Below are 18,083 nucleotides of genomic sequence, written 5' to 3'. Positions count from 1 at the left end.
TAAATGACTCAATCGACGATCGAAACTCAATCGAATAGCAAATTATTAAAAGGCATTCTCATCGGAGGACTTGTCGGCGGCGCCTTGACCTTGCTTGACTCCACTACAAGAAATAAAATGAAGCGTTCTGCGGTCCTTTTAAAAGATAACTCCATGAATATGATTGAACAGGTTAAGGAAAATCCCGGAGAAGTGAAGGACCAGATGGTATCAGGCGTCAAAGGGGCTACCGAGACGATCAAAGAGGCCATTCATGATGTTGAGGCTTTGTATGAAACCGTCAATGAAGACGTGGTAGGTAAAGTTTCCGAAGTGAAGGATATCTCGACTGATGCCCTTGGTACAGCCAAGGAAGCTACAAGTGAATTGAAAGACATCAGCTCAAAAGTTGTCGTTGCCGGGAAACAGCTAAAAGAAACGCCATCTTCATCCGTGAAATCGAATAAAAAAGGGGAAAAAGAAAGTGATGAAATCGTAACGAAATCGGAATTATCCAATCAAAAATCGATCTCATCGAACTTCTAATGATTAAATAGCTGAAGAAACGACTCAGCTTCAAAGCTGCAGGCAAACTCGTTAATTGGAGTTTGCCTGCAGCTTTTTTGAGTTCTGATCGTTTGGCACTCGCTTATCCAGGGGCGGTCCGTTGAGCCCCCGCCAAGCCACAGCGGCTGCATGGTCGCAGATCTAAATAATCGCTTCTGCCAACAGTCATTTGATGGCCATGTGAACGTGGCTGTGACCGAATAAGGAATGATAAAAAATAAAAAAAGGTTTCGGGATGCTGCTAGCATTCCGAAACCTTCAAGACCTTATTCAGACTCCGTTAATTCATTCGTTATATCGTGGTCTTTTTTCACTTCCGCCAACCAAGCGGGATATTCCTCCTGCAATCGTTCAGTGATAAGCGTTTCTTTAATCGCATCTTTACTATCTTCCAAATTCGCTTTTTTCGCTTCCTTCTTTCCAGTGACTTTAATGATATGGTAGCCGTATTCGGTTTTGACCGGTTCACTGACCTTGTCCACATCAAGATCGAAGGCAACATCCTCAAATTCGCCGACCATATCACCTTTTCCAAAATACCCTAAGCTGCCGCCGTTACTCGCCGTTTGCGTATCGGTAGAATACTTGGCGGCCAGTTTGGCAAAGTCGCCGCCATCCGCTATTTCTTTTGCGACTTTTTTAGCCGTTTTTTCGTCTTCGACTAAAATATGGCTAGCCTCGACTTGCTCCGCTTGTGCAAAGGTATCTTTATTGTCTTCGAAATAGGTGCTGATTTCATCATCTGTCACGGTAATTCGCGGTTCGACCAGCTTTCTCGTTTGCAGATAAACAACGATATCCTTTTTCAAGGCGTCCATGGAAGATCCGCTTGCTTCCAATTGCTCTTTGAACGCTGCCTCCTCGCCATAGGATGCAACCATGTTATCGATTTCCTTCTGGATCTCTGCATCCTTTATTTTGATTCCCGCTTTTTTCGCTTCCAATTCGATCAACTTATTCGTGATCAAAAGGTCTAATGTATCTGCTCCATATCCTGCAACAAGGGCATCGTGCAGCTCATCCTCATTGATTTTCTCGCCGTCGATGCTCGCCACTGCCTTACCCATCGACGATACCATCGCAAATGCCATGATACCGGCAATGATTAGAATGGATCCTGCCCAAACATATGCCTTCGTAAATAGTTTCATGAATACTCTCCCTTAATTTTTCTATAATGATAGTGATTAAATATTAATTAATCCTTAAGATAAACTGCCCGCGGCTATATGAATGAACCGACCAGCCATTATACTACCATACTTATCTTCCCACTAATATTTTTGTGCCTTTCGGATTCTCCCCGTTTGCATACGAAAAAAACATGGTGTAACGGGATTTCTCCATTACACCATGCTTTTTCATTTGTTATTTACGATGCATCTTGAATTCGAGGAAGAGTTCATTATAGCGTGCCAAGTTTTTCTTCCCGAGGTTTTCATACACTTCAAGCTTCTCTGTCAGTTCTGGTGATGGATAGAAGCGTTCATCCTTCACCACTTCTTCTGGCATATATTTCAGCGCTTCTTTATTAGGTGTCGAATAGCTTACATATTCGGCATTCTGTGCCGCAACTTCAGGGTCAAGCATGAAGTTGATGAACTGGTGGGCAGCATCGACATTTTTGGTCGTTCTCGGAATGACCATATTATCAAACCAAAGATTCGACCCTTCCTCCGGAACCACGTATTCGAGATCTTCATTTTCAGCCATGATTTCGGAAGCCACTCCCGACCATACAAGGCCAATCGCCGCTTCCTGGGCCTCCAATAGCATGCGGCTTTCATCCCCGACGATCGCTTTAATATTAGGAGTGAGCGCATCGAGCTTGGTCTTCGCCTCTTGAAGGTGCGCTTCATCGGTATCATTCAATGAATAGTTCAAGGAGTTCAGACCCATGCCCATGACTTCCCTGGCTCCATCCGTCAGGAGGATTTCATTTTTTAAATCCTTATCCCAAAGATCGGCCCAGGCTGTGATCTTTTTACCGCCGAGCATCTTGGAATTGTAAACAATGCCAACGGTCCCCCAGAAATAAGGGACGGAATATTTATTCCCCGGATCGAATGGCAGATCGATGAATCGTTGGTCAATATTTTTCAAATTCGGTAGCTTGGAATGATCCAAGGGAACCAATAAGTCTTCCTGCCTCATTTTATCAATCATATATTCAGACGGAATGGCAATATCATAAGTCGTACCGCCCTGTTCGATTTTCGTCATCATCGCCTCATTGGAATCGAACGTCTCATAAATGACCTTGATGCCCGTTTCTTCTTCAAAACGGTCGATCAGATCGGCATCGATATAATCTCCCCAATTATAAATGGTGAGTGTATTGCTGCTCGTAAAACCTTGTGAAGAATTCAGCTTGGATATCGCATATAATAGCAAAGCGGATACAAGGGCAATGACTAAAAACAATTGGACGAGCTTTTTCATCGTTTCCCCCCCATTCCCGTCTGCCTAACTCGCTGGGTGATGAAGTAATAAACGATGACCAGCAGCAATGTCACGACAAACAGCAGAGTCGATAACGCATTGATATTCAATGAAATCCCGCGGCGGGCCAATGAATAGATTTCCACGGAAAGAGTGGAGAATCCGTTGCCGGTCACGAAAAACGTCACCGCAAAATCATCAAGTGAATAAGTGAGTGCCATGAAGAATCCCGCAAAGATACCTGGCAAAATGTACGGTAGGACGACCTTCGTCAATACATCCCACCGACTTGCCCCTAAATCACGCGCCGCATCGATCAGGGTTGGGCTCATTTCCTGAAGCTTCGGCAGGACAAGCAGCACAACGATCGGGATGCTGAAGGCGATATGCGACAGCAGCACCGAGTAGAATCCAAGCTTGATTCCGGCCATCGTGAAAAGAATCAGGAAGGAAGCACCGATGATAACATCAGGACTGACAATCAATACGTTATTCAGTGACAATACCGTATTCTTTGCCTTGCTGCTCGTAAACGACCGAATCCCGATCGCTCCAATCACCCCTATGATCGTGGCGATGAGAGCCGATAATAACGCAATGACAAGGGTATTCAATACGATGATCAGCAGCCTTGTATCTTTGAACAGCTCCTTGTACCACTCCATGGTGAATCCTTTAAAGTCATACATCGTTCCACCGCTGTTGAACGAGTAAAACACTAAAAAGAAAATCGGTGCATAGAGTATGAGAAAAATTAAAACGAGAAACGCCTTTGATAATGGCGATAATTTATTGCTCATTTTACACACCCTGCTTTCGGTTACCCGTTACAAACATAATCAGGAACATGATAATAATCAAAAACACAGCAATCGTCGAGCCCATTCCCCAATCCTGGGTCACGAGAAAATGCTGTTCAATCGCCGTACCAAGCGTGATGACACGGTTACCGGCAATCAACCTTGTAAGCATGAACAATGAAAGCGCCGGGATGAAGACGACTTGGCATCCCGTCTTTACACCATCAAGCGTCAAAGGGAAAATGACGCGGCGAAATGTCATCCACCGGGACGCACCCAGGTCATTGGCCGCATCCAAAAGGGTGGGATTCAGTTCATCCAGCGCATTGAAGATCGGCAGGATCATGAATGGGATGAAGATATAAACCGAAACGAATATGAAACTGAAATCAGTAAAAAGAATTTGCTGACTGCCGATTCCGATTACCTCGAGAAAACCATTCGCCACACCATATGTGCCAAAAATCCCAATGAAGGCATAAGCCTTCAAGAGTAAGTTGATCCAGGAGGGGACGATGATCAGTAAAAGCCACAGCTGCTTGTGCTTGGTTTTCGTTAACAACAAAGCGGTCGGGTACGCGACCAAAAGTGATATGGCCGTAATCAGGAAGGCATACCAAAATGAGCTCAATGTCATTCTTAAATAAACGGGTGTAAAGAACTTCTGATAGTTTACCAAGGATAGATTTCCTTCGATGTCAAAGAAGGAATAGTAAAGGATCAGCAGAATCGGTGCAATCACGAATAAGGCGATCCATAAGACATAGGGTATGAAGAATATATTCTTTGATAGTTTATTCTGCATGGCTTTCCTCATCATGATACGCTTCCAAACGCTTATCGAATTCTTCTTCCGTCTCGCCCAATCGCATGACATGGATTGCTTCCGGATCGAAGTGCAGGCCTATTTCATCGCCAACGGTCGCCTTTTTGGTTGATTGGACAAGCCATTCATTTCCATCATGATCATAGCAGCTGATTTCATAATGAACACCGCGGAATAGCTGGGAATCGACCCGGACTTGGAGCTTTCCGCGATCGACGGAGGTAATTTCCAAATCCTCCGGACGAATGACAATATCGACAGCTTCATTACTGTTCAATCCCTGGTCTACACATTCGAACTGCCTTCCGACGAACTCCACCAGGTAATCTTGGATCATTTTTCCTTTTACGATATTCGACTCACCGATGAAATCGGCGACGAATCGATTCAGCGGTTCATCATAAATATCCGTAGGAGTCCCGCTTTGCTGGATCTTCCCTTTGTTAAGGACAAAGATCTCGTCTGACATCGCCAACGCCTCTTCTTGGTCATGCGTAACGAAGATGAACGTGATTCCCAGTCTTTGCTGGAGCTCACGCAATTCATATTGCATTTCAGTACGAAGCTTCAAATCAAGGGCAGAAAGCGGCTCATCCAGGAGGATGACCTCAGGTTCATTGACAATCGCCCTGGCAATCGCGACCCGCTGCCGCTGTCCGCCGGACATTTCCCTGATCTCCCGTTTTTCATAGCCGTCCAAATTGACAAAACTGAGAGCTTCCTTCACCTTTTTTTCCACTTCCGAGTTTTTCATTTTTTTGATCCTCAAGCCGAAGGCCACATTTTCAAACACATTCAAATGGGGAAAAAGGGCATAATCTTGAAAAACCGTATTCACTTGCCTCTTATTGGCTGGTACATTATTGATCTTTTTTCCTTCAAAATAAATATCGCCTTTGGACGCTTCCGTAAATCCCGCAATCAAGCGAAGGATCGTTGTCTTCCCACAGCCGGAAGGACCCAGGAGCGTATAGAACTTCCCTCTCTCGATTTCAAAGCTTACGTTATCAAGTACTACCGTATCATCATCAAATTGCTTCGTAACCTGCTCAAAGCGTATTATATTCTCGTTAGCCATTGCTACTCCCCCTCTTTCCATTACCATACTTATCTATCTTTACCCTAAACGGACGGTTGCATTTGTTTAAAAGCCTATAAATATGATTTCGTCACCACAAGCAGTAATTCGGAAGGACCCTCGAAATCGTTGACGATTTGATGTTCGTCAGAAGCATGGAAGTATATCGATTCCCCGGCATGGGCGAAATAGGAATGTGTGCCGAGCTTTACAATGACTCTTCCGCTCAATACATAACCGAACGTTTCCGATAAGGACGGCTCGAATTGTTTGAATTCGCTTTTTTCCTGAAGAGTGAGGCGAATCGGTTCCATTTCCTTCTCATTCGATTCGGGGACGAGCCACTGAATCTGATAGCCCCGTTCCTCATCGATAAAGAATGTTTGGGCTTCTTCTTCATACACCACTTTTTGGACCAGTTCCTCTTCATCGAAGAACTGCGTCGGCTTGCAGCCAAGAACTTCCAAAATATTAAAAAGAGTTTCAATGGAAGGGGAACTTAGATCTCTTTCCAATTGCGAAATATACCCCTTGCTTAGGTCCGTTCTTTCCCCCAGTTCCTCCTGGGTCAGCCCTTTTTTCAAGCGAAGGTTCTTTATTTTCTTTCCAATTTGCATCGTATTACCCTCAATCGGTTTACTTATAGTAAACCTACAGTCATTAAAGTTTGATATAAGTAAACTTTCAGTTTAATTTAACGAATTTTATTATACAGGAAATATAAGAAACTTCAATCGAAATTTCAGCTCAAAAAAAAGGGCCTGCATGTTGGCAGCCCTTCATTTACAACTTCGCATAAATTGCTTGTGCTTTCTTTTCTCCATCCGCAATACAGTCCGGTATTCCGACACCATTGTAAGAACAGCCCGCAAGCAAAACATTCGGATAATCCTTGGCCATTTTCGCTTCTAAAGATTGAACGATTTGAGGGTGTTTCATATGGTAGTTCGGCATATTTTCATGCCATTTGGTCACTTCACTCGTTATCGGCGTTCCGGTAATCGCCAAACTATTTTTAATGTCGTGTAAGGCCACTTTGATTAACTCCTGTTTTGTAAGAGAGCGTAACCGTTCATAGTCAGGACTTGAGCTTTTATAGAAAAGTCTTACCAAAAGTTGACTTTTTTCAGACGTATGTTCCCATTTCCGGCTCGTCCAGGTGCAGGCATTGCAAATCAAGTCACTATTATCACCAGCAATGAAGCCAGTCCCATCATTAGGAAGCATGCTGTCCGGGATATCGAATCCGAGATAAATGCTGATCATCGAGCTATCGACCAAGCCAGCAAAGTCTTGATCCAGTTCCTGATCACCCAATAGTTTCCGGGCAACGGTGTGCGGCGTACTCAATACGATGAAGTCCGTTTCAAGCGTTTCACCATTTTCCAAGGCGACGATATACCCTTGTCCATTCTTGCTTATTTTTTCCGCTTTGACCCCTTTTATGATTTCCACCATCTCAAGGCATTCCTCCATGCGATCAATCAGGACCGACAGGCCGTTTTTGAATGAAAGGAACTTCTTATTTCCCTTGCTTTGGTATTTATCCTTATTTTCCGATAGGCCGCGGATGATGCTGCCATATTCATTTTTATAATCAAGCATTTCAGGAAGTGTTTTCGCAATGGTCAATTCATTTAATTTCCCTGAATACACACCAGATAGGACAGGAGAAATCTGTTTTTGCACCAATTCCTTGCCTAAGAAGCTTTCAAGAAATAAGCCGATCGAGTCATTTTTCGTAAACGTCTCATTTTTTGTATAGAAATCCTTTAAGGCATCGACCTTGCCTTGTGCTGAGACCAATTCACTGCTCGCCAAGGACTCCAGGCTCATCGGGATGCCGAATAAAGCATCTTCAGGAATTTTTTTTAGCACGCCATCCGTATGGATGAATGATTTTCCCGTCGCATTATAGACCACTTGATCTTCCAGGCCCAACTCCTTGAGAAAGGGCTTTATATTCTGCTTCCTCGCTACAATGGAATCGGCCCCTGCCTCTATTTTGAATGGACCGTCATGGACCGTCCTGATTTTACCGCCCAATTTTTCATTGCCTTCTATTAAAATTAATCGTACGGATTGGCTGGCCGTTTTTACTGCTTGCTGTAAATGATACATGGTTGATAGGCCGGTAATGCCCCCACCTACGACTACGACTGTTTTCATCTATGGATACACCTCGATTAACGAAATTTACATTAAATAAAGTGTACCATAATGGAGCCGAATAATTAAAAACGGCCATTCAAATTGGCCATTTTCCCTTGAAGGCATGTAACAATTTAGACAAAGAAAAAAATCCCAACATGGATTGAACCCTTATTCCGAATCCAATGCATTCAATCATCACTCCATGAACTGCATCCACCAGCTTCTGCCTTCCTTCCTGGTCCCTGTATCCCGAAAAACCGATTTCTTATAAAGGATTTTCGCAATCACATTCATTTAAATAAGTGATTCCTTGTCCGGAAATCACGCTTTTGCAAATTCCGTAAGGAGCCGCAAAGTCTTCTTCGCAACCCTTTTCCTTGATATTTTCGATCAATAAGCAATCCGCGAAGCAAAATCGCTTCCCTTTCATTGGTGAAGGAGCTGATGTTACCGCCAACATGTAAAACGAAAAAGCAGGCCGGAATGTCACCTGCCATGTTAACGAAGGGATGCCCATCCTCAGGATTATCTGATCCCGTCTCTCTTAAGGTACGCTCTTCATCTTTAATTATTTTAGGGTCATTCGATGCCGCCTGGAGCATTCCCTCCATATACCAAAGAAGCGCCGCCGAGGAAATCGGCAGCGCTCCTTAAGTTCTTATTGATGTGTGTTTTCATTGATCGTCAATGCTTCACGCAAATTGATTTGATGACGGAGAATATTGGCAACTTCACGGGAAATTTGTCTTGTTTCAAACATCTCCTGTACTTCATCACGCTCTGCCTGAATCGCCTTATAAAATAGCTCTCTTTCATATTCGACCATTTTACTAGGGACTCGGCCTCTATTTTCCCGTTTGCATTTCAAAATCAACACTTTATATTCTTCAATGATCATCGAGGATGTCTCATGGTTTTCGGCATTAATGCCGGCTTGTATCTCTTGAATGGCAGCTTTATACATCCTGACTTTAAGGTCCCTCACCTTTTCCAGCCGCTCGATGTTGAATCTTCTTGTTTCATTTTTATTAGGGAAAAATAATTTAAAGATTCTCAACATACTTCTTTTGAAAAGTGTTACGGATCTCAAAAGGCGGAATTTCATCAGGTTAGTCACCGCGCCCTCCATCCTTTGGATATATTCCTTGCATATAAATGCCGTTTCTTTATCCACTTTCTCATCCTTGATAAGCTTATCGAGGAATCTTTGTTCTGCCTCAAGTGCCTTGAAGCGAAGAACCTTTTCTTCTTCTCTTAATACAGCGGGCTCTTTCTCTTGTTCTACATAGGAAAGTGCATTGATTTTCGTATGGTATCTCGATATGATCGATAACGCCGCTTCACGGTTTTCATCGGTCATTTGCGATTCTATAACTTTGATTGCCGCTTGATGTGTGTGAATCGCAGCCGCTTTCGATTTGTCAGCCTGTTTATCCACGACCTCCTCTTCGTCCGTTCGTGCTACAATCGGCAAAAACACACTTGCGACAACCAATGTCAGCAATATGACCCCGGCTGCAATGAAGATGATCAACGAACGCTCCGGGAAAGGAGTTCCATCTGCCAATACATACGGAATCGAGAATGAACCCGCTAACGTTACAGCTCCTCGAACTCCGGAAATGGTGATGATTCCGGCCGCCTTCATATCTGGTTTTTGAGCTCCTGCTTTTTTCGTGAACCAACCAATCGACCAGGCCGCCAAGAGCCAAATGAATCGTAAAGCGAAGAGGAAAAGTGTGATGATCACGATATAAATAATCACTTGTCCGTTATTGAAGGCTGGATCTTCGAATATGGTCTGCGCCACGCTTGGGATTTGCAGGCCCAGTAATACGAAAACCAGTCCATTCAGTACATACAAAATAACAGACCATGTGCTTTTGGAAACAACCTGCAACTCCACCGTCGGTGATATTTCCCGATCCCGTTCTATTGCATGGACAATCCCCCCGGCAACAACTGCTAAAATACCAGAAAGGTGAAAATGCTCCACAGCGAGGAAAATGATAAAAGGAGTCAGGATTTGGATCAGCATGTGCATCGTAACATCTTCCATGCCAAGGCGGCGAAGGAACACACGCAGTCTGATAATGATGAAGGCAATGAGGGCACCTCCTGCAAAACCGCCGATCGCAATCCATATGAAACTAAACGTTGCATCCACCAAGGAGAAAACACCAGTGACTGTAGCTGCCACAGCGAACTTAAATGCGACAAGGCCCGAAGCATCATTCATTAGCCCTTCCCCTTCAAGAAGATGCAGAATGCTCTTCGGCAGCTTAACACGGCTTGCCATCGCGCTGACCGCCACTACATCCGTAGGGGACAAAATCGCAGCTAAAGCGAATGCAGCCGGCAATGGAATCGAAGGGATCAACCAGTTAATTAAATAACCGCCAGACCAAACCGTCAAGAATACGAGGCCCAATGCAAGCATGAGAATGGGCGCCCTCAGCTTCCAAAGCGCTGTACGCGGCACGTTCTTCCCATCATTGAATAAAAGGGGTGCGATGAACAACAGCAAAAACAGCTCTGTCTCCAACTCGACGTGGATCCCAAGCAGGACCTCCAGCAAAACCCCCAATGAAATTTGAATTAATGGTACAGGTATAAAGGGTATAAAATGGTTAATTACATTGGACATTCCAATTAATATTAGAAGGGCCAATATAATAAGAAAAAACTCCATACAAACATCTAACATCCTCTCTCATCTATTTTCATAACTATAAGCGTAACATATTTAGAGCGATTCATTCATGCAATTACTATTCTTGCCTAGAATCGCCCGGAATAAAGATGCCATTTCCCCCGTCTAATCAACCGTCATCGAAGTCAGGGAAATGACGTCCTGCCCAACAGCTTAATCTCGCTTTTTTGTCCCGCTCATAGCGTGATCGAGACGAATTAAATTGGACACAGGTCGAATTATTGCCGGCGGTGGACGAAGTATTATCGGTATAAGCCGAAAAAAGCTGAGCGGGCAGCATCGGCCCGAGCAGCTTTTCCAACATTCATGATTCGTGTGATACATATCCAGGATTCCAGGCGGGTACACATTTCCTCATTCAGCTGATGCCGTATCCGGGACAAGCAGACGAAGATGTTTATGCAATACAGTTGCCTGGACAGGAAGGAGGAAGCCTTCATCTCCATCAATGTTGACTTTAATGTCCTCGGGAGTGGATAAGTGGAGCTTGGATGTTTGAATATATTCTACTTCATCATGTTCCTTGATCTCGCCCTTTATTAAACTAGGGATGATCTTGAGGAGAAGGGGGAGAGACAAGTCTTTAATGATGAAGGTGTGCAGCTTTCCATCATTCACTTCCGCGTCTGGTGCAAGCCGCTCGAAGCCGCCGACAGAGTTAGTCATTGTCGCGATTAATAAATGGGCCTCACCGATCCATCTTCCTTGGTCATGTTCAACCGTTAACGGAAATGGATTCTTCTTGATGACGGCTTTTGCTCCTTCCATGAAATAAGCAAAGGAGCCGAGGCGGGTTTTTTGTTCAACGGATACATTATAGGTAGCCTCGGCGATCGGACCGACCGCCAAAACATTCATGAAGTAACGATCATTGATTTTCCCGATGTCGGATTCTTTCATTTTCCTATCCTTAATGATGTCTATCGCCGCTTCCGGATTCAGGGGGATACCTAATGATCTAGCGAAATCATTAACGGTACCAAGCGGGATGATCCCGAATGCCGGGCGATGTTCCTGTTCCGCCAGCCCATTCACGATCTCATTCACCGTTCCGTCCCCGCCCATCGATATGACAGCATCGTACCTTTTGGCACATGCCTCCTTGGCAAATTCCGTAGCATCTCCTTCTCCCTTCGTTTTAAGAACGGTCACCTGATCGTACATTTCCCCCAGCACCTTTTCTGCATTCGGCAAAATCTTACCTGCCTTTTCCTTACCTGAAGATGGATTTATGATAATCATCACTTTCGACATAAGCTACCTCCCATTAATTCACTTCTATTAGCAAGTTACCTCTTTACTGAATTACTAAAACCACAATGGCCATATTCTGATTGCCTATTTTTTTCCTCCTTGAAGCTCCTTCATCCAAAGCAAGCCTGCTGCCGGTCACATTCACCTATAAGAAGCATTTCTTTAACTTCTCGATTAACTTGCACCATCTGTTACAGTACTGGCGGTTAAATGGTCTCGATTCCGAGCATTTCTGCATTGGTTTTTCATTTATTAGATTTATTTTTTTGTAATTTCTTGATCTCCGTCAAGAAGAACGAGGAAAACATCGTGCAGTGAATCCTTGTCATCAAAGGGTTTTTACCTTTTCGCAAAATAAATTTGAAATTTTCTGTAAAATACCTATACATTTTCCAAATTCGGGTATATACTGTATTATAACAACAAACAAACAACTTAAACTGTACTATAAGGAGGATCATGACATGCAAGCAAACCAAACAAATTCATTGACGATCGATTCCGTTACACATTGCCCCGAATGTGGTGAAGCACATGTCGACCATTCAAATTCCTATCTATTGGAATGCGATCGCTGCCTTTCCAAACGCGAAGACTAATCGATCGAAATATGAGGAGGAATCATGATGCAAACTAAAAACCCTATGGAGTTTTTCAGGAGCCTGCCACCTAAACAATGTACGGAGTGCGGAACCACCATCACCGAGCAAGCTGAATCGTATCTCTTGGAATGTGATCATTGCCTTTCCAAACGCGAAGACTAATCGACCGAAATATGAGGAGGAATCATGGTGCAAACTAAAAACCCTATGGAATTTTTCAGGAACCTGCCGCCTAAACAATGTACGGAGTGCGGAACCACCATCACCGAGCAAGCTGAATCGTATCTCTTGGAATGTGATCATTGCCTTTCCAAACGCGAAGACTAATCGACCGAAATATGAGGAGGAATCATGATGCAAACTAAAAACCCTATGGAGTTTTTCAGGAACCTGCCGCCAAAACAATGTACGGAGTGCGGAACCACCATCACCGAGCAAGCTGAATCGTACCTCTTGGAATGTGATCATTGCCTATCCAAAAAAGATGAGTATTGAAAAAGGATGCTGACATCCCATTGCCATATCCCCTATTATGATGTCAGCATTTCCCCCTCCATTCATCAGTATATGAGCTCCCATTTCATTTACCATGCCAAAAAGGATGTCCCTTGGACACCCTTCAAGTTTAATTCACTTCCCCATATATTTATTCACATAATTCCCAGTGACGTCCCTGCTGCTGTACTGAAGGAAATCCAATGCAAAAATCATGAATTCCAGGCCAAGACGCTTATCCGATCGCATGAAATCGGATCCTAGCAGTTTCTCTAGCTTCTCGAGCCTATGATATAGTGTTTGCCTGACAATGAATAGTTGTTTGGAAGTTTCCTGTTTAGATCCGTTACATGCCAGATAAGTCTTCAGGGTAGGCATTAACTCTCCATTGTTTTGCTTGTCATATTCAATGACAGGACCTAAAAACTCGTGCACCGTCTCCTCCAGGTTTCCATGCTTATTCAAGAGTGATATCATGCGGTGCATATGTAAATCCTGATAAAAAATGCTCCTGCTCTCCTCTGGTAAACTATCCTGAAGCAGCAGGGTTTCGCGTGCCGTTTCATAGCTTTTATAAATCTCACTTAATCTTTGTACATGCTTTCCAAAACCTATCGAAAGCTGACCCATGCGGTTACGGCTGCCCACATCCATTTTCAGCATGCGATCCACAGCACTTGTCACCCTCGATTTCCAATCTTCAGATGAGCGATTATCCCCTAATATGAATACAAGATGCTGGTGGATTTCCATGGAAAAAATCTGAAAGCCATACTGTTCAAAAACTGTCCGAAACATGATCTTCAGATAGGTTCCATCCAATTTGGCAACACTTTTATTGTTCCTCGAATGCTGTTTGCAAATGCAAACCATTCCGCCACCTAGCTGCATCTTCGGATCGATATAGGAAAGCCTCTCCCGGATCGCTTCATCGCCAATCTCCCCTTCGATCCAGTCGGTCAGCCATTTACTCTCTTCCGACATTTTCTTCTCTTCTATATATAATTCCCTTAATAGATGCTGTGCCAGCGCTGTAGCCGTCCTATCCAAAATAAGCGAATCAAAGTCCGTCAGCTCTCTATCATCACTATATATGTACAGTTCCGCATAATTCTCACCGAGCACTTGAATCGCCTGTTTAAGCATCGTTTTTTTCAGTTTCGTTTTTTCATCATAATCGTCCGCTATCATTTGATAGGTTAATTCTTTCTTGGTTCTTGGAATGGTCGCTATGTCATTTTCATTAAAGATCAGAATGACCTGTACATTCAAATAACTATGGAGAAATTTAAGAATTTGTTCATAATGGTCCATTTCGAGGAGATTTTTATTTAACTGCTGGGAGTAGTTTTCTAAGTTGGAGATCATCTGGTATTGTTTATTGATGATTAAGGTGTGGATATCCTGTGTGATTTTCACAAAAGGCACTTCTTCATGAAATAGGATGATAGGGAATTGGTGTTCATTTGCAAGATCGATGGCGCTTTGCGGCACTGTCAGCATGTTGGAGCCCATTTCTATACAAAGTCCGGCAGCGTTGCATTGAATCAATTGCTTTAAATAGGAAAGAAAGGTGTCATCGCATTTTTTCCAACCCAAGCCGGTGGTCAGAATCAATTCGTTTCCATTTAACAAATGGCTGATTTGGGTGACTTCCATACAGTGGACCCACTTCACTTGACGCTTTATTCCACTGCTTCCAGCAATTATATCGGTCAGGTTGAAATACTTTCGCATAAGAATTTCCTCGATCGTAATCGACGTATTCATCCATTCACATCCTTTCCTTTTATAAAACTGCTTTAAAACCTATTATAAACGGACGTTCTTCAAATCTCCAGTACTTGTCAGAAAATCTAACGTCAAAATTCTACAAAAGTTTTGCCTTTTCCATCTCCTTCTGCTTTCCTATCCTTTAAATCTTAAAAAATGAACGGGACAAGAAAAAGGACCCATTCATCAAGGAATAGGCCCAGGCCAGAAAACTATTTCATGTTCAATTCAACTTCCTGAAAAGCAATGTAGAGAAGTATTTTCTTCCTTCAGGGGTTTTGATATTCAACTGCTTCCATTCCTGTTTCGTCCCCTCGATCAATTCAAAATCGAGAAACGCACCACTTAAATTTTCCGAAACCCGGGTGATTCGATATCCTCTTTCAAGCAAGAAATCGATTTGCTCCCTTTCCAGGCGATACTCTTGATATTCGGACATTTGCACTCCCCCTTTTTTTATACGTTTTCCCCGCCAGTTGCAGCCGTAATGACCATGTCATCTTCAGATTCTAAATCTATTTTCCAATCCCTTCCCACTGATAGGCCCAAATATTTCTCATCACTGGGATCAATGATTTCAGCTTGTTCATATTTGTTGAACCACCAAAACTTAGCCAATACATAATAGCTTGCACCGCCAAGGACAAAACCGATGATAAAGGAGTAATTCGCAAAAATCGTGGCACCGATTCCACCAATCACCCAAGAAATGATTCCTGCCCAATTCACTCCATTTAAGTATCTATATTGACCATCAGCTTCATAGAGATCTTCTACATGAACCCGCCTTTTGCGGAGTAAATAATAATCAGCTACGAGTATACCGACAATGGACGCCAGGATTCCGCCAATGATCAATAAAACTTCTATTATGATACCGAACAGGCTCCATGGCTGAACCACTATCCCGATGCCCCCCGCTACAACGACCCCAGCCCAAAATGGCATCCTCGGACCCATGACATTGGAAAAAATGGTAGCTGCGGGAATGACATTGGCTGTCGTATTCGTCGACCATTGTGCAAAAACGATCATGATCAAGAGGACCCCGAGTGCCATTCCGCTTGCCGATCCCTGTATGGCAACTACAGGGTCATAATTGGAAACGGCCATATAAGAAACAGCTCCGATGATGACCATGAACGTTTGAGTGATGGGATAGGTGATAATATTCCCAATGATTTGCCCTTTATTGCGCTTGAACCAGTTTTTTTCATTTTTCGGTGCCTTTATAAAACGGGAGAGTGTAGGCATATCAGCCGTCAACGTCCCCCAAAAACCCATATTTGCCATGATGACGACCATGAATGCTGTCCCCGCGGCCCCGCCGCTTACCGGGCTTTCGATCCAGGTCCATACTTCCCTGCCTTGGGCTATAGCTTGATCGGAAAGGGTGAAATACATCCAGCCGGAAATCAAAATGATAACGGGCGCTGCCAAGTCGGCAAACCGTTCGATCGACTTGATTCCCATCGCCGTGTTCACCAATTGTAAAACGGCAAAAATGAGGAAGCAGATGAACCAATTATCGAAATCAAAGAGGGTTGCAAAGATGGCATTCATTGCAGTCGCCCCAAAGTAGGTGTTAAGGCCAAACCAGCATGAAGCGACAAACCCACGCACAACCGCGGGAATGTGGGTGCCGATCGTTCCGAAAGGAGCCCTCATGTAGACTGGGAAGGATATGCCATGCTCCACTCCAATATCTCCTGTCATTGTCATCAAAAAACCGAGAACCACACAGGCGATGACCGTTGCAAGCACGACCCAGCCCAGGGATAAACTTTGGACGCCGTTCCCGCCAATCGCGAAGGCAGCCAACACCACTGCCATCCCCACCCAAATGAACCCAAATCCGGCTGCACTTATGTTTTTCTCATTATGAGGTATGGGCAGCAAATCGGGAGACTTTAGATAATCTTTCTTCACACTCATGGAAAAATCCCCCTCTATCCATTTGCCTTCATTTTACCGAAGCTTCAAACCGGCAGCTTTTTTCCTGAAGCGGACTTCAAATCCGCATTGTATTTTGCCCTTTTCAGGAATTGCCCTTTTCCTGCCTCACCTACAAACTGTTTATTTTTAATCACAAATTCCCCTCTGGAAAGGACCGATACCGGTTCTCCAGTAATCTCCATGCCTTCAAAGGCATTATAATCCACCGCCATATGATGTGTATCGACGGATAGCGTCCTTTCCGCCTCCGGATCAAAAATGACGATATCGGCATCCGACCCTACAGCGATCGTCCCCTTTTTCGGGTATAATCCAAAAAGCTTGGCCGCACGTGTAGAAGTCACGTCGACGAATTGATTCAAGGTGATGCGCCCTTTCTTGACCCCTTCGGAAAAAACGATGCTCATGCGGTCTTCAATCGTGGGGCCGCCATTCGGTATTTTCGTAAAATCATCTCTTCCTAAATCCTTCTGACCTTTGAAATCGAAGGAGCATTGATCGGAACCTACCGTTTGCAGCTGACCCATTTTCAAGGCATTCCATAGCACTTCCTGATTCTTCTTCTCCCTTAACGGTGGTGACCACACATATTTTGATCCCTCGAAATGGGGCTTTTCAAGATAAGACTGGTCCAAAACCAAGTATTGCGGACAAGTCTCGCCCCAAATATCAACCCCTTTATTTCTTGCCTCGGTAATCTTTTCTACCGCATCTGCACAAGTGACATGAACGACATAGAGCTGCGCGTTCGCCATCTCCGTCAATTTTGCGGCCCGTCCAGTAGCTTCCCCCTCAAGCTCGGGAGGCCTTGTTAGCGCATGGTAGATCGGATCTGTGTTTCCTTTTTCAAGCGCCTGCTTCGTAAGATAATCGATGACATCGCCATTTTCAGCATGAACCATGACAAGCGCACCAAGCTCTTTCGCCTGCAGCAAAGTGCGGTATAGCGTGGCATCATCGGCTTGAAAAACATTCTTGTACGCCATGAAGACCTTGAACGAGGAAATCCCTTCATCCGCGATGATGCCCGGCAATTCCGCAAGAACCTCATCATTGATCTCGCTGATCATTAGATGGAACCCATAATCTATCGCGGCCTTTCCATTTGCCTTTTTGTGCCATGTACCAATCGCTTCCTTTAATGGTGCCCCTTTTTCGGTCAAGCAAAAGTCTATGATCGTCGTCGTGCCTCCATAGGCGGCAGCAATCGTACCTGTTTCATAATCATCCTTTGTGGTCGTCCCGCCAAACGGCATATCTAGATGGGTATGCGGGTCAATGCCTCCCGGAAAAATATAGGCGCCTTTAGCATCAATGATTTCGGCACCCTCTGCGGTCAAATCCTTGCCTATCATGGCAATCTTCTCATTTTCAATTAATATATCGGCTTGATACGTATCCGCAGCGGTTACAATCGTTCCGTTTTTTATGATTTTCTTCATAT

The 18,083-nt window shown here is 44.1% G+C and carries 19 protein-coding genes; 5 read left to right on the top strand and 14 right to left on the bottom strand.

Annotation, left to right across the window (positions count from 1 at the left end):
- Positions 1–3: 3 nt before the first annotated feature.
- A complete protein-coding gene (locus MHI53_RS01220) occupies positions 4–525 on the top strand; it encodes a hypothetical protein (RefSeq protein ID WP_061143788.1) in 522 nt (173 codons plus the stop codon).
- Positions 526–812: 287 nt separating this feature from the next.
- On the opposite strand, the gene MHI53_RS01215 is transcribed toward MHI53_RS01220, so the two are convergent.
- The 10 genes from MHI53_RS01215 to MHI53_RS01170 form a co-directional block, all read right to left on the bottom strand.
- Positions 813–1,697, bottom strand: a complete 885-nt coding sequence (locus MHI53_RS01215; protein ID WP_340372593.1) for a peptidylprolyl isomerase — start codon at positions 1,695–1,697, stop codon at positions 813–815.
- A gap of 217 nt (positions 1,698–1,914) precedes the next feature.
- On the bottom strand, positions 1,915–2,988 hold the full coding sequence (locus MHI53_RS01210; protein ID WP_340372592.1) for an ABC transporter substrate-binding protein: 1,074 nt from the start codon (positions 2,986–2,988) through the stop codon (positions 1,915–1,917).
- Entirely contained in the window at positions 2,985–3,788 is an 804-nt protein-coding gene (locus MHI53_RS01205; RefSeq protein ID WP_061143791.1) for an ABC transporter permease, read from the bottom strand. The genes MHI53_RS01210 and MHI53_RS01205 overlap by 4 nt, the downstream gene beginning before the upstream one ends.
- Position 3,789: 1 nt before the next feature.
- Entirely contained in the window at positions 3,790–4,593 is an 804-nt protein-coding gene (locus MHI53_RS01200; RefSeq protein WP_061143834.1) for an ABC transporter permease, read from the bottom strand.
- Entirely contained in the window at positions 4,583–5,692 is a 1,110-nt protein-coding gene (locus MHI53_RS01195) for an ABC transporter ATP-binding protein (RefSeq protein ID WP_061143792.1), read from the bottom strand. The genes MHI53_RS01200 and MHI53_RS01195 overlap by 11 nt, the downstream gene beginning before the upstream one ends.
- 74 nt (positions 5,693–5,766) lie before the next feature.
- Entirely contained in the window at positions 5,767–6,309 is a 543-nt protein-coding gene (locus MHI53_RS01190) for an XRE family transcriptional regulator (protein WP_061143793.1), read from the bottom strand.
- Positions 6,310–6,475: 166 nt separating this feature from the next.
- Positions 6,476–7,861 (bottom strand): protoporphyrinogen oxidase, encoded by a 1,386-nt coding sequence (locus MHI53_RS01185; protein ID WP_340372591.1) that lies wholly within the window; start codon positions 7,859–7,861, stop codon positions 6,476–6,478.
- 275 nt (positions 7,862–8,136) lie between these two features.
- A complete protein-coding gene (locus MHI53_RS01180; RefSeq protein ID WP_340372590.1) occupies positions 8,137–8,448 on the bottom strand; it encodes a hypothetical protein in 312 nt (103 codons plus the stop codon).
- 56 nt (positions 8,449–8,504) lie between these two features.
- Complete coding sequence (locus MHI53_RS01175; protein WP_061143796.1) at positions 8,505–10,538, bottom strand: Na+/H+ antiporter; 2,034 nt, start codon at positions 10,536–10,538, stop codon at positions 8,505–8,507.
- Positions 10,539–10,913: 375 nt separating this feature from the next.
- Positions 10,914–11,813: a diacylglycerol kinase family protein gene (locus tag MHI53_RS01170; protein ID WP_061143797.1), complete on the bottom strand. Its 900-nt coding sequence runs from the start codon at positions 11,811–11,813 to the stop codon at positions 10,914–10,916.
- 464 nt (positions 11,814–12,277) lie between these two features.
- Here MHI53_RS01170 and MHI53_RS01165 point away from each other — a divergent pair, with 464 nt between their 5' ends.
- The 4 genes from MHI53_RS01165 to yhfH (MHI53_RS01150) are packed head-to-tail and all read left to right on the top strand — an operon-like array spanning position 12,278 to position 12,910.
- Positions 12,278–12,412: a hypothetical protein gene (locus MHI53_RS01165; protein WP_260320315.1), complete on the top strand. Its 135-nt coding sequence runs from the start codon at positions 12,278–12,280 to the stop codon at positions 12,410–12,412.
- A 27-nt stretch (positions 12,413–12,439) separates the two neighbouring features.
- Positions 12,440–12,577, top strand: a complete 138-nt coding sequence (gene yhfH / locus MHI53_RS01160) for a protein YhfH (protein WP_340372589.1) — start codon at positions 12,440–12,442, stop codon at positions 12,575–12,577.
- A gap of 24 nt (positions 12,578–12,601) precedes the next feature.
- Complete coding sequence (yhfH, locus tag MHI53_RS01155; RefSeq protein ID WP_340372588.1) at positions 12,602–12,742, top strand: protein YhfH; 141 nt, start codon at positions 12,602–12,604, stop codon at positions 12,740–12,742.
- A gap of 27 nt (positions 12,743–12,769) precedes the next feature.
- Complete coding sequence (yhfH, locus tag MHI53_RS01150; RefSeq protein WP_081092535.1) at positions 12,770–12,910, top strand: protein YhfH; 141 nt, start codon at positions 12,770–12,772, stop codon at positions 12,908–12,910.
- A 135-nt stretch (positions 12,911–13,045) separates the two neighbouring features.
- On the opposite strand, the gene MHI53_RS01145 is transcribed toward yhfH (MHI53_RS01150), so the two are convergent.
- From MHI53_RS01145 to hydA, 4 genes are all read right to left on the bottom strand, one after another.
- A complete protein-coding gene (locus tag MHI53_RS01145) occupies positions 13,046–14,680 on the bottom strand; it encodes a PucR family transcriptional regulator ligand-binding domain-containing protein (RefSeq protein WP_340372587.1) in 1,635 nt (544 codons plus the stop codon).
- Positions 14,681–14,906: 226 nt separating this feature from the next.
- Positions 14,907–15,122 carry a hypothetical protein gene (locus MHI53_RS01140; RefSeq protein WP_057915016.1) on the bottom strand — a complete coding sequence of 72 codons (216 nt, stop codon included), beginning with the start codon at positions 15,120–15,122 and terminating at the stop codon, positions 14,907–14,909.
- A 17-nt stretch (positions 15,123–15,139) separates the two neighbouring features.
- Positions 15,140–16,618 (bottom strand): NCS1 family transporter, encoded by a 1,479-nt coding sequence (locus MHI53_RS01135; RefSeq protein WP_340372586.1) that lies wholly within the window; start codon positions 16,616–16,618, stop codon positions 15,140–15,142.
- Positions 16,619–16,662: 44 nt separating this feature from the next.
- A complete protein-coding gene (gene hydA, locus MHI53_RS01130) occupies positions 16,663–18,081 on the bottom strand; it encodes a dihydropyrimidinase (RefSeq protein WP_340372585.1) in 1,419 nt (472 codons plus the stop codon).
- Positions 18,082–18,083: the final 2 nt, after the last annotated feature.

It is taken from the genome of Peribacillus sp. FSL E2-0218 (assembly GCF_037992945.1).
GTDB classification, from domain to species: domain Bacteria; phylum Bacillota; class Bacilli; order Bacillales; family DSM-1321; genus Peribacillus; species Peribacillus simplex_B.
This window is presented reverse-complemented; position numbering and strand designations above follow the sequence as displayed.

Bases quoted from the DNA above. Each gene is read 5' to 3' on its own strand.
- MHI53_RS01185 (WP_340372591.1), bottom strand. From the start codon at position 7,861: ATGAAAACAGTCGTAGTCGTAGGTGGGGGCATTACCGGCCTATCAACC.
- MHI53_RS01175 (WP_061143796.1), bottom strand. From the start codon at position 10,538: ATGGAGTTTTTTCTTATTATATTGGCCCTTCTAATATTAATTGGAATG.
- MHI53_RS01190 (WP_061143793.1), bottom strand. From the start codon at position 6,309: ATGCAAATTGGAAAGAAAATAAAGAACCTTCGCTTGAAAAAAGGGCTG.
- MHI53_RS01210 (WP_340372592.1), bottom strand. From the start codon at position 2,988: ATGAAAAAGCTCGTCCAATTGTTTTTAGTCATTGCCCTTGTATCCGCT.
- MHI53_RS01215 (WP_340372593.1), bottom strand. From the start codon at position 1,697: ATGAAACTATTTACGAAGGCATATGTTTGGGCAGGATCCATTCTAATC.
- MHI53_RS01195 (WP_061143792.1), bottom strand. From the start codon at position 5,692: ATGGCTAACGAGAATATAATACGCTTTGAGCAGGTTACGAAGCAATTT.
- MHI53_RS01170 (WP_061143797.1), bottom strand. From the start codon at position 11,813: ATGTCGAAAGTGATGATTATCATAAATCCATCTTCAGGTAAGGAAAAG.
- MHI53_RS01165 (WP_260320315.1), top strand. From the start codon at position 12,278: ATGCAAGCAAACCAAACAAATTCATTGACGATCGATTCCGTTACACAT.
- yhfH (WP_340372589.1), top strand. From the start codon at position 12,440: ATGCAAACTAAAAACCCTATGGAGTTTTTCAGGAGCCTGCCACCTAAA.
- MHI53_RS01135 (WP_340372586.1), bottom strand. From the start codon at position 16,618: ATGAGTGTGAAGAAAGATTATCTAAAGTCTCCCGATTTGCTGCCCATA.
- MHI53_RS01140 (WP_057915016.1), bottom strand. From the start codon at position 15,122: ATGTCCGAATATCAAGAGTATCGCCTGGAAAGGGAGCAAATCGATTTC.
- hydA (WP_340372585.1), bottom strand. From the start codon at position 18,081: ATGAAGAAAATCATAAAAAACGGAACGATTGTAACCGCTGCGGATACG.
- MHI53_RS01205 (WP_061143791.1), bottom strand. From the start codon at position 3,788: ATGAGCAATAAATTATCGCCATTATCAAAGGCGTTTCTCGTTTTAATT.
- yhfH (WP_340372588.1), top strand. From the start codon at position 12,602: ATGGTGCAAACTAAAAACCCTATGGAATTTTTCAGGAACCTGCCGCCT.
- MHI53_RS01220 (WP_061143788.1), top strand. From the start codon at position 4: ATGACTCAATCGACGATCGAAACTCAATCGAATAGCAAATTATTAAAA.
- MHI53_RS01200 (WP_061143834.1), bottom strand. From the start codon at position 4,593: ATGCAGAATAAACTATCAAAGAATATATTCTTCATACCCTATGTCTTA.
- yhfH (WP_081092535.1), top strand. From the start codon at position 12,770: ATGCAAACTAAAAACCCTATGGAGTTTTTCAGGAACCTGCCGCCAAAA.
- MHI53_RS01145 (WP_340372587.1), bottom strand. From the start codon at position 14,680: ATGAATACGTCGATTACGATCGAGGAAATTCTTATGCGAAAGTATTTC.
- MHI53_RS01180 (WP_340372590.1), bottom strand. From the start codon at position 8,448: ATGCTCCAGGCGGCATCGAATGACCCTAAAATAATTAAAGATGAAGAG.